At 69.7% G+C, this 14,247-nt stretch carries 16 protein-coding genes and 1 pseudogene; 9 read left to right on the top strand and 8 right to left on the bottom strand.

The window, feature by feature from the left end; genetic code table 11:
- The first annotated feature begins 13 nt into the window (after nt 1–13).
- From ACYVF3_RS16510 to ACYVF3_RS16495, 4 genes are all read left to right on the top strand, one after another.
- Nucleotides 14–823: a purine-nucleoside phosphorylase gene (locus ACYVF3_RS16510; protein WP_461155114.1), complete on the top strand. Its 810-nt coding sequence runs from the start codon at nt 14–16 to the stop codon at nt 821–823.
- Nucleotides 820–2,442, top strand: coding sequence for a phospho-sugar mutase (locus ACYVF3_RS16505; protein ID WP_461155113.1), 1,623 nt, complete (start codon nt 820–822; stop codon nt 2,440–2,442). The genes ACYVF3_RS16510 and ACYVF3_RS16505 overlap by 4 nt, the downstream gene beginning before the upstream one ends.
- Nucleotides 2,443–2,895 (top strand): flavodoxin family protein, encoded by a 453-nt coding sequence (locus tag ACYVF3_RS16500; RefSeq protein WP_461155112.1) that lies wholly within the window; start codon nt 2,443–2,445, stop codon nt 2,893–2,895. It begins immediately after the preceding gene.
- A gap of 251 nt (nt 2,896–3,146) precedes the next feature.
- The gene (locus tag ACYVF3_RS16495) at nt 3,147–3,482 is read left to right on the top strand and encodes a hypothetical protein (RefSeq protein ID WP_461155111.1); all 336 of its coding nucleotides are present in this window, start codon (nt 3,147–3,149) and stop codon (nt 3,480–3,482) included.
- A 60-nt stretch (nt 3,483–3,542) separates the two neighbouring features.
- Here ACYVF3_RS16495 and ACYVF3_RS16490 read toward each other — a convergent pair whose 3' ends face one another.
- The 4 genes from ACYVF3_RS16490 to ACYVF3_RS16475 all read right to left on the bottom strand — a co-directional run bounded on the left by ACYVF3_RS16490 (nt 3,543) and on the right by ACYVF3_RS16475 (nt 7,041).
- On the bottom strand, nt 3,543–4,712 hold the full coding sequence (locus tag ACYVF3_RS16490) for a glycosyltransferase family 2 protein (RefSeq protein WP_461155110.1): 1,170 nt from the start codon (nt 4,710–4,712) through the stop codon (nt 3,543–3,545).
- A gap of 125 nt (nt 4,713–4,837) precedes the next feature.
- Nucleotides 4,838–5,461 (bottom strand): uracil phosphoribosyltransferase, encoded by a 624-nt coding sequence (gene upp, locus ACYVF3_RS16485; RefSeq protein ID WP_461155109.1) that lies wholly within the window; start codon nt 5,459–5,461, stop codon nt 4,838–4,840.
- 73 nt (nt 5,462–5,534) lie between these two features.
- The gene (locus ACYVF3_RS16480; protein ID WP_461155108.1) at nt 5,535–6,668 is read right to left on the bottom strand and encodes a glutathione-independent formaldehyde dehydrogenase; all 1,134 of its coding nucleotides are present in this window, start codon (nt 6,666–6,668) and stop codon (nt 5,535–5,537) included.
- Nucleotides 6,669–6,912: 244 nt separating this feature from the next.
- Complete coding sequence (locus ACYVF3_RS16475) at nt 6,913–7,041, bottom strand: hypothetical protein (protein WP_461155361.1); 129 nt, start codon at nt 7,039–7,041, stop codon at nt 6,913–6,915.
- On the opposite strand from ACYVF3_RS16475, the pseudogene ACYVF3_RS16470 reads away from it, so the two are divergent.
- A pseudogene (locus tag ACYVF3_RS16470) lies at nt 6,992–7,554 on the top strand (Scr1 family TA system antitoxin-like transcriptional regulator). The gene ACYVF3_RS16475 and the pseudogene ACYVF3_RS16470 overlap by 50 nt on opposite strands.
- Before the next feature lie 230 nt (nt 7,555–7,784).
- A complete protein-coding gene (locus ACYVF3_RS16465; RefSeq protein WP_461155107.1) occupies nt 7,785–7,997 on the top strand; it encodes a DUF397 domain-containing protein in 213 nt (70 codons plus the stop codon).
- A gap of 156 nt (nt 7,998–8,153) precedes the next feature.
- On the opposite strand, the gene ACYVF3_RS16460 is transcribed toward ACYVF3_RS16465, so the two are convergent.
- The gene (locus ACYVF3_RS16460; protein ID WP_461155106.1) at nt 8,154–8,516 is read right to left on the bottom strand and encodes a response regulator transcription factor; all 363 of its coding nucleotides are present in this window, start codon (nt 8,514–8,516) and stop codon (nt 8,154–8,156) included.
- 608 nt (nt 8,517–9,124) lie between these two features.
- Here ACYVF3_RS16460 and deoC point away from each other — a divergent pair.
- From deoC to ACYVF3_RS16445, 3 genes are read left to right on the top strand one after another with little or no spacing between them, the layout of a single operon-like run.
- Nucleotides 9,125–10,075: a deoxyribose-phosphate aldolase gene (deoC, locus tag ACYVF3_RS16455; protein WP_461155105.1), complete on the top strand. Its 951-nt coding sequence runs from the start codon at nt 9,125–9,127 to the stop codon at nt 10,073–10,075.
- Complete coding sequence (locus ACYVF3_RS16450; protein ID WP_461155104.1) at nt 10,072–11,508, top strand: aldehyde dehydrogenase family protein; 1,437 nt, start codon at nt 10,072–10,074, stop codon at nt 11,506–11,508. Before deoC ends, ACYVF3_RS16450 begins: the two co-directional genes overlap by 4 nt.
- The gene (locus ACYVF3_RS16445; protein WP_461155103.1) at nt 11,501–12,373 is read left to right on the top strand and encodes an aldehyde dehydrogenase family protein; all 873 of its coding nucleotides are present in this window, start codon (nt 11,501–11,503) and stop codon (nt 12,371–12,373) included. The genes ACYVF3_RS16450 and ACYVF3_RS16445 overlap by 8 nt, the downstream gene beginning before the upstream one ends.
- A gap of 23 nt (nt 12,374–12,396) precedes the next feature.
- Here the strand turns inward: ACYVF3_RS16445 and ACYVF3_RS16440 are convergent, their stop codons facing one another.
- The 3 genes from ACYVF3_RS16440 to ACYVF3_RS16430 form a co-directional block, all read right to left on the bottom strand.
- On the bottom strand, nt 12,397–13,014 hold the full coding sequence (locus tag ACYVF3_RS16440; RefSeq protein WP_461155102.1) for an HAAS signaling domain-containing protein: 618 nt from the start codon (nt 13,012–13,014) through the stop codon (nt 12,397–12,399).
- Nucleotides 13,011–13,364, bottom strand: a complete 354-nt coding sequence (locus ACYVF3_RS16435) for a PadR family transcriptional regulator (RefSeq protein WP_210970450.1) — start codon at nt 13,362–13,364, stop codon at nt 13,011–13,013. The genes ACYVF3_RS16440 and ACYVF3_RS16435 overlap by 4 nt, the downstream gene beginning before the upstream one ends.
- Before the next feature lie 84 nt (nt 13,365–13,448).
- Nucleotides 13,449–14,027 carry an SMI1/KNR4 family protein gene (locus ACYVF3_RS16430; protein ID WP_461155101.1) on the bottom strand — a complete coding sequence of 193 codons (579 nt, stop codon included), beginning with the start codon at nt 14,025–14,027 and terminating at the stop codon, nt 13,449–13,451.
- Nucleotides 14,028–14,247: the final 220 nt, after the last annotated feature.

Below are 14,247 nucleotides of genomic sequence, written 5' to 3'. Positions count from 1 at the left end.
AAGCTGCCCGGCCGTGACCGCTACGAACTCTTCCGATCCGTCCGCCATCGCCCACGAGGCCGCGGCGAAGCTCGCCGAGCTCACCGGCGCTGACAGCCACGACCTGGCCGTCGTCCTCGGTTCCGGCTGGCAACCCGCCGCCGATGAGATCGGCACGCCGGAATCCGAGATCGGCATGGACGAGCTGCCGGGCTTCGCCAAACCCGGCGCCGTCGGCCACACGGGGAAGATGCGCTCGGTGCGGGTGGGCGACAAGCGCGTGCTGGTCGTCCTCGGCCGCACCCACATGTACGAGGGCCACGGCATCGTGAAGGTCGCGCACGGCGTGCGGACCGCCGTCGCGGCGGGCTGCCGGACGGTGATGCTGACCAACGCGGCCGGCGGCATCCGCGAGGGCATGCAGGTCGGGCAGCCGGTGCTGATCAGCGATCACATCAACATGACCGCGCTCTCGCCGCTGGTGGGCGCGAACTTCGTGGACCTGACCGACCTCTACTCCCCTCGGCTGCGGGAACTGGCGCGCGGCATCGATTCCTCCCTGGAGGAAGGCGTCTACGCGGGACTTCCCGGACCGCACTTCGAGACGCCCGCCGAGATCCGGATGCTGCGCACGCTGGGCGTGGACCTCGTCGGCATGTCGACGGTCCTGGAGGCGATCACCGCGCGTTCGCTGGGCGCCGAGGTGTTCGGCCTGTCGCTGGTGACGAACCTGGCGGCCGGGCTGAGCGGTCAGCCGTTGAACCACGAGGAAGTCCTGGAGGCGGGCCGCGTCTCGGCTTCGCGGATGGGCCGCCTGCTGCGGTCGTTGCTGGAGGCGGCGTGACCCATCCGGATGTCCGGGCGGCCGCGGAGCAGTGGATCGCCGACGACGTCGACTCCCGCGCCCAGGACGAGCTGAGGGGACTTCTCGACTCGCCCGAGCTGGCCGACCGGATGTCCGGCATGCCGCGCTTCGGCACGGCCGGAATGCGCGCGCCGGTTCGCGCGGGCGCCAACGGCATGAACCGCGCCGTCGTCGTGCGCACCACCGCCGGGGTCGCGAGCTGGCTGGTGCAGCAGGGACTCGGCGGCGGGACGGTGGTCGTGGGCCGCGACGCGCGACACGGATCGGACGACTTCGCCAAGGACGCCGCGAGCGTGCTGGTGGCAGCGGGTTTCGACGTCCGGATGCTGCCCGAGCCGCTGCCCACACCGGTGGTCGCGCACGCGACGCGCGCGCTGGAGGCGGTCGCGGGCATCCAGATCACCGCGTCGCACAACCCGCCGCAGGACAACGGCTACAAGCTCTACCTGGGTGGCGGGATTCAGCTGATCGGCCCGGCGGACACCGAGATCGAGGCGGCGATCGCGAAGACGCCCGCGTCGAAATCGGTGTCGCGCAAGCAGAACTGGACTCCGCTGGAGTCCGGTTTGGACGATTACCTGGCGCGGGTGTCGGCGTTGCCTCGCGGTGGCGACCGGGAGGTCCGGGTGGCGGCGACGGCGCTGCACGGCGTCGGCGCGAAGGTGTTGCGAAGGGCGCTGCACGGAGCGGGCTTCGACGACGTGCACTTCGTTTCCTCGCAGTCCGAACCGGATCCCGACTTCCCGACCGTGGGCTTCCCGAACCCGGAGGAGCCCGGCGCGACCGACGAGCTCCTGCAGCTGGCGGAGGACATCAACGCGGATCTGGCGGTGGCGCTGGACCCGGACGCCGACCGGTGCGCGCTGGGCGTGCGCGAGGGCGGCACCTGGCGGATGCTGCGCGGCGACGAGACAGGCGTGCTGCTGGCCTGGCACCTGCTGTCCACCTTGGACGAATCGACGCCGGACCCGCTGGTGGCCACGACGATCGTTTCCTCCAGCATGCTGCGCTCGATAGCGGCCGAGTTCGGGGTCCGCTACGCCGAGACGCTGACCGGCTTCAAGTGGCTGGTGCGCGCGGGCGATGGCGAGGGCACCGGGCTGGTGTACGCCTACGAGGAGGCGCTCGGGCACAGCGTCGACCCGGACCGGGTCCGCGACAAGGACGGCATCTCGGCTGCGGTGCTGGCCTGCGACCTGACGGCGAGCCTGCTGGCTTCGGGCGATCACCTGCTGGACCTGCTCGACGAGCTGTCGACCGAGCACGGCGTCCACCAGACGGGCCAGGTGTCGGTCCGCGTGACGGACCTGTCGGTGATCCCGCGGATCATGCGGCGGCTGCGCGAGGATCCGCCTCAGGAGCTGGCGAGCACGGCCACCGAGACCCGGGACCTGCTGCCGGACACCGACGCGCTGGTGATCACCGGTGAGGGCGGGCTGCGCGTGGTGATCCGCCCGTCGGGCACCGAGCCCAAGCTCAAGTGCTACCTGCAAGTGGTCGAGCAGGTCGGCGAGCTGCCGCTGGGAGAGGCCAAGCAGCGCGCGGCGGACCGGCTCGCGGAACTGACCGGGGCCGTGAGGTCCCTGGTGGAGGAGTAGATGCCGAAGCTGCTGATCGTGCACCACACGCCGTCGCCGGGGATGCAGGCGATGTTCGAGCAGGTGGTGGCAGGCGCGACGACGGACGAGATCGAGGGCGTCGAGGTGGTGCGCCGCGCGGCGCTGAGCGCCACGGCCTCCGACGTGCTCGACGCCGACGGCTACCTGCTGGGGACTCCCGCCAACCTGGGCTACATCTCGGGGGCGCTGAAGCACTTCTTCGACACGGTCTACTACCCGTGCCTGGACTCCACGTCGGGCCGGCCGTTCGGCTACTACCTGCACGGCAACGAGGGCGTCGAGGGGGCTCAGCGGGCGATCTCCTCGATCACCACGGGACTGGGCTGGCAGCAGGCGGCCGAACCGGCGATCGTCCTGGGCACGCCGGAGCGTTCCGACCTGGATTCCTGCTGGGAGCTGGGCGCGACCGTCGCCGCGGGGCTGATGACATAGGGTGGTCCCGAGACCACCCAGTTGATCTTGGTCAGGGTGCCTCAAGTAGCCTGATCGTGTCGTCGGGGCGCGTCCCCCGACGACGGCGGGGCGCCCCGGACAAAGCCCGCCTTCCCTCATCACGTGCGATGTTCGGGGCGCCCCGCACCTTCGCTCATCGTAATCGGCGGCCACCCGTTCGTTGTGGGCTATGACGAATCCGCAGGCCCCTCCAGCAGCATTTCCCGGGCCGAACGCGTTACCCTGCGACAGTGAGTGAGGAAACGATCCGACTCGAACTCGATGACTCCGGCGTCTCCGTGGATCTCCCCGAGCCCTCTGGTCCTCACGACCAGGTACAGGGCGTTCCCTACCGGCCGGTCGAGTTCCGTGATGACGACCTACCGGCGGCTTTGGAACGTTCCGCCAAGTGGCTTCGCGAGGCCCAGAACTGGCTAGGCGAACCTATCGATGTGATCGCAGTTCATCTGGATTACGACGATCGAGACGGCGCCCCGTACTACGACCTGAAGCTGATGTGCAACGAGGAGGACCTGGCAGGCGCACCCATCGCGATGCGCAGACTGCAAAGCGGTTCAGTCGGCTGACCCGCTGAAGACCCTTCTCGACGTCCTGGCCCGGCCGGCCCATCCGGCCGGGCCGCTCTTCTAGAACGTCGAACGCCGACCTTTCCACTGGTCACGCCCTCGATGGGCGCGGAACGCGCCGTCGAGCAGGAGCACGCCGAACAGCGTCCCGCTGATCGGGGCCAGCAGCGCCAGCTCCGGGTTCGACCGCATGAACCGGGCGGTCCCCGCGTGGGCCGCGGTCTGCGCGGCGCAGCCGGCGAGCCCGACCGCGGTCAGCACCGGCCTGCGCCCGCGCCCCACCAGCACCGACAGCGGCGCGGCGAGCGACATCGCGATCTGGCCCGCGCCGATGGCGGCCAGCAGCGGCGCCGAGCCCTTGGTGCCTGCGACGAAGCTCTTGCGGAACGACGCCCAGCCCTGGCCGAAGGGGTCCATCCCGCTGGTGCGCAGGTGGTCGAGGCCGTCGACGGTGCGCGTGGTGCCGCCGTGGTCGCGCACCGCGGTGGCCAGGGCGACGTCCTCGTTGCGGATCGCGGCGAACGAGGCCCACCCCCCGACCTTCGCGTAGTGGGATCGGCGCACCAGGATGCAGTGCCCGATCGCGAAGGCCTTGCGACCCCGCCCGTCCGGCGAGGCGTTCTCGCCGATCAGCTGGAGCCCTGGCGGCATCAGCAGCGGCCAGGAGGCCGAACGGCCCGGTGGCGGGCCGCCCGGGGTGGAGACGAGGTCGGCATCGATGGACTCGGCGGTGGCCAGCAGGCGTCCGAGCAGGTCGGGCGCGGCGACGGTGTCGGCGTCGAGGAACAGCAGCCACTCCCCGGCCTCCGGTGGACCGGCGGCCTCCACGCCGACGTGCATCGCGTGCACCTTGCCGCCCCAGCCCGGCGGTGGCGAATCCACCCTGACCGGCACGACGCGCGGGTCGCGGCGGGCGAACTCGCGCGCGATCTCGCCGGTCGCGTCGGTGGAGCCGTCGTCCACGACGACCACCCTGAGCAGCGCTTCGTTCTCGGATCCGTGGGTCTGCGACACGATAGAGCGCAGGCAGTCGGCGAGCACCCCGGCTTCGTCGCGGGCCGGGACGACCACGGTGACCTGGGGTGGCGCGACGGCCCCGGTCCGGGGTGCGCGCAGCGCGGCGATGGTGCGCGTCTGGCGGATGGTGCGCGCGCTGCGGACCAGCACGCCGGCGGCGACCGCACCGAGCACCACCGACCAGCGGTTCGTGTGTCTTCGCGGTGAAACCACGAACTCAGCGTGCCACGAACGGGACGAACGGGCGCTGATCAAACGCCCGAACTAGTCCTGAACTTCGCGTTGCGACCGAGCCCCGCGCCGGTGTCGGAGCGGGAGCGAGGGCCGGGGGTGTTCCCTCAGACCGCTCCGTACTCGCGGTCTCCGGCGTCGCCGAGGCCGGGAACGATGAAACCGGATTCGTTGAGGCGGTCGTCGATGCTCGCGGTCACCACGCTCACCGGCAGCCCGGACTCCTCCAGCCGCCGGACGCCCTCCGGCGCGGCGAGGGTGCAGATGGCCGTGACGTCGGTGGCGCCGCGCTCGACCAGCAGCTCGATGGTGTGCACCATCGAACCGCCGGTGGCCAGCATCGGGTCCAGCACCAGGACCGGGATGCCGGTCAGGTCGGCGGGCAGCGATTCGAGGTAGGGCGTGGGCAGCAGCGTCTCCTCGTCGCGGGCGAGCCCGACGAAGCCCATCTGCGCTTCCGGGATCATCCGGTGCGCCTGGTCGGCCATGCCCAGCCCGGCGCGCAGCACGGGGACCAGCAGCGGCGGGTTCCCGATCCGGTAGCCGGTGGTCCTGGCGACCGGCGTGTGGATGGGTTCCTCCGCCAGCTCGGCGTCGCGCATCGCCTCGTAGATGAGCATGAGCGTGAGCTCCTGCAAGGCGGCCCGGAACGCGGCGCTGTTGGTGCGCGCGTCGCGCATCGTCGACAAGCGCGACTTCGCCAGGGGGTGGTCCACGACCCGAACGTTCATGACCGACAACAGTAACGGCCGTTTTCCACCCCCGAGGCACCGACCTGCGGCGGACGTGTCCTCGATCGCAGGACTACGGGTGCAGGACGACCTTCGTGTAGCCCTCGATGCGCTTGTCGAACTTGGTGTAGGCGTCCGGGGCGTCGTCCAGCGACAACTCGTGGGAGACGACGAAGCTCGGCCTGGCCCGGCCCGCGATGATCATGTCCCGCAGCTGCCGGTTGTAGCGCTTGACGTTGCACTGGCCGGTGCCGACGACCTGGCCCTTCTCGAACATCCTCCCGATGGAGACCAGCAGCATCCCCTTCTTCGCCTCCTCCGAGGGACCGCCGGGGTCGGCGGGCACGTAGAGGCCGGGAACGCCGAGGCGTCCGGTCGGGCGCACGGTTTCGATCAGCGAGTTGAGCACGACGGCGGGTTCCTCCTTGGAGGCGTCGCCGCTCTGCGCCTGGTAGCCGACGGCGTCGACGCCCTTGTCGGTCCCCTCGCCGTCGGTCTGGTCCTTGATCTGCTGGACCGGGTCGCCCTGCGAGAAGTCGATCGGGATGGCGCCGATCTCCTCGGCCTTGGCCAGCCGCTCCGGCACGCGGTCCACGCAGAACACCCGGGACGCTCCGCGCAGCAGCGCCGAGTAGGCGGCCATCAGGCCGACCGGGCCGGCTCCGTAGACCGCGACGCTCTCACCCGGCGCGACCTGCGCGAGCTCGCAACCGTGGTAGCCGGTCGGGAAGATGTCGGCCAGCAGCACGAAGTCCGTCTCGTGATCGCCGCCGGCAGGCAGCTTCAGGCAGTTGAAGTCGGCGTGCGGCACCCGCAGGTATTCGGCCTGCCCACCGGTGTAGGGGCCCATCGCGACGTAGCCGTAGGCGCCACCGGCGAACCCGGGGTTCACCGTCAGGCAGAACGCGGTGTTGCCCGCCATGCAGTTCTTGCAGAACCCGCAGGCGACGTTGAACGGCATCACCACGCGGTCACCGCGGCTCAGGCCGGAGACGCCGTCACCGACCTCCTCGATGATGCCCATGTTCTCGTGCCCGAACACGATCCCGGGCTCGGCGGCGGTGCGCCCCTCGTACATGTGCAGATCGGAACCGCAGATCGCGGTCGAGGTCACCCGCACGATCACGTCGTTGGGATGCCCGATCGCCGGGCGCTCCACCTCGTCAACGGCCACCCGGTAGGGCTCTTGGTAGACGACGGCCTTCATCGCAGACCTCCACAAGACGCGGAAGAACCAACTCCCCCCGTCACCTACCCACATCCGAACCAGGTCACTCCCCGTTCGCGACAGCCGAACGAGCGAACCTGGTGGACGATCTCGTCCGAGGCGCAGCGCTGCCCGTGCCCGCCGGATCGCGGCGAGGTCCTGTGCGCGAAGAAATCGCGGGGAGCGTCCCTGTGAGGGGTGAGGGTCAGCCGTTGCCGCGGTAGGGCGGCGACTGGAGGCGGTCTCAGGTCGCCGTGGCCGTCAGCAGCAGGTCTCGCAGGTCCGCCAACGCCGCCAAGCAGACCGGTGTCGCGGCCGCGTACCTGTCCGACGTCGAGAACGGGAAGAAGAACCTCGCCGAGGACCGGCTCAACAAGCTGATCGAGCTCTACGAGATCGACGCCGACGAAGCCGAAGAACTCCGAGAACAAGCCACTCATCGTGGATGGTGGAGCAAGTACTCAGCCCTTCAACGACGAACTCCTGCGCTTCTTCGGCTTCGAGCACGGCGCGGAAAGCCTCCGCACCTACGACAGCGACCTGGTGCCGGACCACGTCAAGCCGCGCCGTACGCCCGCGCGATCATCGATGCGGGTGCACCCAATCTGCGGCTCGCCGAGGTGGATCGCCGTGTGCAGTGCCGACTCACCCGCGCTCGCAGACTCATAGCGGACGACCCGCTTCAGATCACCACGGTCATGAGCGAAGCCGCGATTCGCCAACGGTGGGTGGGCCCGAGGTTCACCGCGAACAGCTCAGACACCTCGCGATGTTGATGGAACAACAGCCCGAATCGATCGACATCCGAGTCGTGCCCTTCGAAGCGACCGGACATCCGGCGATGGGCGGTTCGGGCTTCTTCCTCATGACCTTTCCGAGCGGGTGACTTCCCACCGACCTCTGGCAGGAAACCGTCACATCAACGCAACTCATCGCCGGCCCCTTGATGACCCGTGAGTACGCACTGGCACACGCGGATGCGATGCAGAACGCGCTGAGCAGGGACGACAGCTTCAAGCTGATCACGAAGGGTTCGAACGTGATGACCCGGGTTCGTGGGGGTGGGGAAGTTTTCATGAAAACTTCCCCACCCCCACGACCACCTACGATCGCTGCGTGGAGTTCAGCCGGGAGACGTGGCGGAAGTCGACTCGCAGCGCCAGCAACGCCTCGTGCGTCGAGGTCGCCGTGACCGCCGACGTCGTCGGTGTCCGGAACACCAAGGACCGCACCGGCGGCACCCTCGCCTTCGACCGACCGCTGGAACGACTTCCTCACCACCCTCCGCCCCCGGCGCTGATCCCCTGCCTCGTGCCGTGGACGGCTTGATCCCCGGGTCGCGTCGCGAGGGGCTCGGCCGTTCCCAGTTTTAGTCATAACTGAGCGGATATTTCGGGCGCGAAGGGTCCTCGGTTTGGACTAAAACTGGGAAATGCCTCGTTCGGCTGAACCCGAGCCGTCGGCGAGAACCCGGGTTGTGCCTGGTCATTGGGTGTAGAGGTCCGGGTTGTTGGAGAGGGCTGCGACCATCGCCGCTCTTGAGCCGACGCCGAGCTTGGTGAAGATCCTGCGCATGTGCGCGGAGACCGTGTACAGGCTGATGTCGAGGACCGTGGCGATCGCTCGGTTGGTGTAGCCGAGGCCGACCATGCGGGCGATCTCGGCTTCGCGGGGGCTCAGCAGCTCGGCGACCGGCGGCGTGATCGGCAGCAGGACGCAGCGCACGCCCAGTTCAGCGGTGTCCATCAGGGGGCGGCGCGGAACCCGGCTCTGACCGGTGATCTCGGCGACGCGGCGGACCAGGGCTCGAACCAGGTGCTGGACGAGTTCGTCCGAGCTCGGGTCCACCTCCGGCGATGACTCCGGTGCGCCCTCTCGAGCACGGTGAACGGGTGTGACAGCGGCGTTCTCGGGCATTCGGCCTCCCCAGTACCCGGCGAGCGGCAGCGCAACGCGCCACCCGGAAGAAACCCGCCTGCCCCCACGCGGGTCGTGCGGCTCAAGACCGCGACCTGTTCAGCAAAGCCAACGCGGGCGGCCCGCGCATCGTCGATTTGTGTGACAAGGGCCTGAACTAGTCGCACCGGGCGACACGAGAACGAACGACTTCCACCCGATCGACAGCTTGCGCTGGACTTCTCCCCACGCGCGGCCCGCGAACTCGCGCCGCCGCGCGTGGGCGATCAGGAGGACGCGTCATGCGCTACCAGGATGTCGACGGCGAATTCGAGGACGGAGTCGCCGCGAGGACGGGTTCCTCCTGACCCGCGCCTGCCCACCGGAGAACAGCCACCTCCGGTGGGCGCCAGGGGAGAACTGCGGCAATCGCGACGACGATTGCCGCAGTTCTCGTGTCCGCCGCACCGAACCCCGAACTCCGCGCGCGCCGTCGCGCGATGTTGGCGTGATCGCTCCACCGGGGACGTGGGGCGCCGTCGGCGACCTAGACTGCGGGTATGGCATGGACGCCGTTCGACCTTGACGACGCCGTGCGGGACGACCGGTCGTTGCGCCGCTTCCTGCACGGTCTTCCCGGCGTTGACCAGGTGGGACTGGAGCAGCGGGCGGCCGGGTTGGCGACTCGGAGCATCAAGAAGGCCTCGAAGACGTGGGCCATCGACACCGCCATCTCGATGGTCGACCTGACGACGCTGGAAGGGGCCGACACCGCGGGCAAGGTCCGGGCGCTGTGCGCCAAGGCGATGCGACCCGACCCCGATCAGGCCGGGGTTCCGCAGGTCGCGGCGGTGTGCGTGTACTCCGACCTGGCCGCCACCGCCGTCGACGAGCTCGCCGGGTCCGGTGTGCACGTGGCGTCGGTGGCCACGTCGTTCCCGTCCGGGCGAGCCGCGCGTGCGGTGAAGCTCGCCGACGTGGAGCACGCGGTGGCGGAGGGCGCCGACGAGATCGACATGGTCATCGACCGGGGTGCGTTCCTGGCCGGGCGCTACGGGCAGGTATTCGACGAGATCAAGGCCGTCAAGGCCGCCTGCGGCGACGCGCACCTGAAGGTCATCCTGGAGACCGGCGAGCTCGCGACCTACGACAACGTGCGCAGGACCTCGTGGTTGGCGCTGCTGGCCGGGGGCGACTTCATCAAGACCTCCACCGGCAAGGTCTCCCCCGCCGCGACGCTGCCCGTCACGCACCTGATGCTGCAGGCCGTGCGCGACTGGCGGGACACCACCGGTGAGCTGCGCGGCGTCAAGCCTGCCGGCGGCATCCGCAACACCAAGGACGCGGTGCGCTACCTGGTGGCGGTGCACGAGGTCGCCGGGCCGGAATGGCTCGACCCGGACCTGTTCCGGTTCGGCGCGTCGAGCCTGCTCAACGATCTGCTGATGCAGCGGCGAACCCAGCTCGAAGGCCACTACAGCGGCCCCGACTACGTGGCGGTGGACGGATGACCAGCCCTTGGGAGTACGCGCCCGCGCCGGAATCGCGCGAGCTCGCCGACCTCAAGCCGAACTACCGGATGTTCGTCGGCGGTGAGTTCGTCGACGGCGGCGGCCAGCCCCTCAAGACCCTCAACCCGGCGACGGAGGAAATCCTCGCCGAGGTGTCTTCCGCCGACACCGGCGACGTGGACCGCGCGGTCGCGGCCGCTCGCCGCGCGTACGACGAGGTGTGGTCGAAGTTGCCGGGCAAGGAGCGGGCGAAGTACCTGTTCCGGATCGCGCGGCTGATCCAGGAGCGCGGCCGCGAGCTGGCGGTGCTGGAGACGCTGGACAACGGCAAGCCGATCAAGGAAGCCCGCGACGTCGACGTCCCCACGGCCGCAGCGCACTTCTTCCACCACGCGGGCTGGGCCGACAAGCTCGACTACGCCGGCTTCGGGCCGAACCCGAAGCCGCTGGGCGTGGCCGCCCAGGTGATCCCGTGGAACTTCCCGCTGCTGATGCTGGCGTGGAAGATCGCACCTGCTCTGGCCTGCGGGAACACCGTCGTGCTCAAGCCCGCTGAGACCACGCCGCTGAGCGCCCTGGTGTTCGCCGACATCTGCGTTCAGGCCGGGCTGCCCGCCGGGGTCGTGAACATCGTCGCGGGCGCGGGTGATGTCGGGGCCGCGCTGGTGGGTCATTCCGATGTGGACAAGGTGGCCTTCACCGGTTCGACCGAGGTCGGCAAGCAGATCCAGCGCACGGTCGCCGGGACGGGCAAGGAGCTGACGCTGGAGCTGGGCGGCAAGGCCGCCAACATCGTCTTCGACGACGCGCCGCTGGACCAGACCGTCGAGGGCATCGTCAACGGCATCTTCTTCAACCAGGGCCAGGTGTGCTGCGCGGGTTCTCGCCTGCTGGTGCAGGAGAGCGTGGCCGAGGAGCTGCTGGAGAAGTTGCGCGCCAGGGTGAGCACGCTGCGCGTGGGCGACCCGCTCGACAAGAACACCGACGTGGGCGCCATCAACTCCGCCGAGCAGCTGACGAAGATCACCGAGCTGGCGGACGGCGCTGCCGCTGAAGGTGCCGAGCGCTGGAGCAGCCCGTGCGAGCTGCCCGAACGCGGATTCTTCTTCGCACCTACGGTGTTCTCCGAAGTGCACCAGTCGATGCGGATCGCCCGCGAGGAGATCTTCGGCCCGGTCCTGTCGGTGCTGACGTTCCGGACTCCGGACGAGGCGATCGCCAAGGCCAACAACACCCCGTACGGGCTGTCGGCCGGGGTGTGGAGCGAGAAGGGCTCGCGGATCCTGTGGGCGGCCCAGAAGCTCCGCGCCGGGGTGGTGTGGGCGAACACGTTCAACCGGTTCGACCCGACCGCGCCCTTCGGCGGTTACCGGGAATCCGGGTTCGGCCGAGAGGGCGGCCGGGCTGGTTTGGAGGCGTACCTCGATGTCTGACGTTCCCGGCCGGGTGGCCGTCGCCAGGACCTGCAAGCTCTACATCGGTGGCGCGTTCCCGCGCTCCGAATCGGGACGGGTGTTCGCCGTGAGCGGTGCCGACGGGGAGTTCCTGGCCAACGTCGCGCACGCCTCCCGCAAGGACGTGCGCGACGCCGTCGCCGCCGCGCGCAAGGCGTTCGGCGGCTGGTCCGGCACCACCGCCTACAACCGGGGACAGGTGCTGTTCCGCATCGCCGAGGTGATGGAGGGGCGGCGTGAGCAGTTCGCCGCCGAGGTCTCGGCCGCCGAGGGCGTCTCCCGCGAGGAGGCTCTGTCCACGGTGGACACCGCGATCGATCGGGTCGTCTGGTACGCGGGGTGGACCGACAAGATCGCGATGGTGCTCGGGGCGTCGAACCCGGTCGCGGGACCGTACTTCTCGTTCAGCACGCCCGAACCGACCGGTGTCGTGGGAGTGCTCGCGCCCCAGGAGTCGTCGCTGCTGGGACTCATCAGCGTGGTGGCTCCGGTGATCGCCGCGGGCAACACCTGCGTGGTCGTCGCCTCCGGTGAGCGACCTCTGCCGGCGATCACCCTCGCCGAGGTGCTGGCCACCTCCGACGTCCCCGGCGGCGTGGTCAACGTCCTGAGCGGGCGGGCGGCCGAACTCGGCCCGTGGCTGGCCTCGCACGCCGACGTCAACGCGCTGGACCCGACTGGGGCCCCGCAGCAGCTGCGCGGCGAGCTCGCGCGCTCGGCGGCCGACACCGTCAAGCGGGTGCTGCCGGTCCGGGGAGAACCCGACTGGACCGGCGAACCCGACCTGCAGCGGCTGCGCGCCTTCACCGAGATCAAGACCGTCTGGCACCCGGTGGGGACCTGAGGCCTGCGGACACCCGCGAGGGGTCAGTTCTTCTTCGGGTACCGGACCCGGCCTCGCCGGATGGAGTGCGCGAGCATCGCGAACATGCCGATGAGGAAGACGACGCCGAGGGCGAGGATCAGCCGGCTCGGGGCGGTGATGACCGGCGTGGCGTCGTCGAGGTTGTTGTTGCAGAGCACCTGGGCGCCCAAGCCCGCGATCAGCGCGAGAACGGCCCCGCCGCCGTAGAGCTTGTTGTTCTCCGAAGCCGTGCGCGCGAGGTAGACCAGCAGGGCCACCCCGATGACCGCGACCAGCAGCAGCGGCTTCGACACGACGTCGCGCATCGTGTAGACCACCCCGGCCTCGTCCAGCGCGAGCCCGTCGCCGAAGAAGCTCTGGCCGAACAGGGCCAGGGTCGCGATGACGATGAAGGAGACCACGATGCCGCCGGTCGAGCGCTTGCCGGTGGACGGGTCGAGCTGCGCGGCGACCTGCCGCGCGTAGTCGCGCGGCTTCCCGAACGCGTCCACCGGGTCCTCCCCGGTCTCGGCCACGTGCGCCTCGACCTCGGCGAGCACCTCGCCCGTGCGGTCGCCGGAGATCTCGTGAAAGCGCAGCGCCCTGTGCAGGTCATCGGTGTACTTGTCCAGCGTCATCATGCTTGCACCCCTCGTTCCACAACGGTGATCGAGTTCCGGGCGAACTCGACCCACTTCGGTCCCATCTCCGCCAGCGCGGCGCGGCCCTGATCGGTCAGCGAGAAGAACTTCCGACCCGGACCGCCTTCGCCCGCCCGCCACTCGGCCTGCAGCAGGCCGTCGGCGGCCAGCCGGTTGAGCAGCGGGTAGAGCGTCCCTGCCTTCATGTCCGGCAGCCCGGCCTCGGCAAGCCGCTGAAGCAGCGTGTAGCCGTAGCCCTCGCCGCCCTCGGCCAGCAGGGCCAGCACCGCGAGGTCGAGCACCCCGCGCAGCCACTGCGTCTGCCTGGCCGTCGTCGTCCGTTCCGCCATGACTAGAACGTAGCACCGACTAGTGTGCGTCGCCAACTAGTAGGTCATAAAAGATCCCCACCGGAATTCCGATGGGGATCTCATTCAGCGGATCTGCCAGTCCAGGCGGCCGTCCTCGGTCACCGTCGGGTAGCTGTGCCCGGCGGGCGCGCCTTCCACCAGGGAGCGGTGGACGTCGGAGAGCATCGCCGTGATGCCCTGCCACTCCGGCCGCAGAACCTGCGCGTGCTCCTGCTCCCACTCCAGGACGCACCCGCGCAACGGCCCCGGGCGCAGGTCGACCACCAGCTCGTCGGCGAAACCGTCTCCCGCGATCGGGATCCACGACGGGTGGAAGCTGGAGCCCGGCGAACCCGCGTAGTAGTCGCAGGCCGGCCGCTCCCACTGCGCCGCCCAGGTCTTGCGGTGATCGCGCCACGCCGACAACGCCTGATCGGCGCCGTAGGGCGTGTAGAAGGGCGGGAGCACATCGGCCAACTCGTCCACGGTCCCACCGCAGCTGAGCCACAGCGCGCGCAGATCACCCGGGATCTCGACGGAGAACTCGGCCTCCAACTCGGTGAAATCCGGCTCCCGGGTGGGTGGGCGAAGGGCTGCTGCGGTGACCGGCGCATGTCGTTCGAGCCATTGCACGATCTGAGTCCACAGCTCCGTGACATACATTCCGATCATGGTCGCCTGCGGCGCACCCGTGCGGTACCGCCAATGGGGACTTCGCCGACGAGCGGTGAGCGCGCTGGGCCGATCAGGGGACCCCGATTGCCCCGAAGTGCCCGCGCCGACGAATGATCGTTACCAACTGTTCCGTCGACCGTTGCAATGATCGAACCAGCTACGGTGACACCGGACCAGGGCACAAGCCGTCCGCGGCCAACCCGTAGGC

The organism is Saccharopolyspora tripterygii (assembly GCF_054778355.1).
This window is presented reverse-complemented; position numbering and strand designations above follow the sequence as displayed.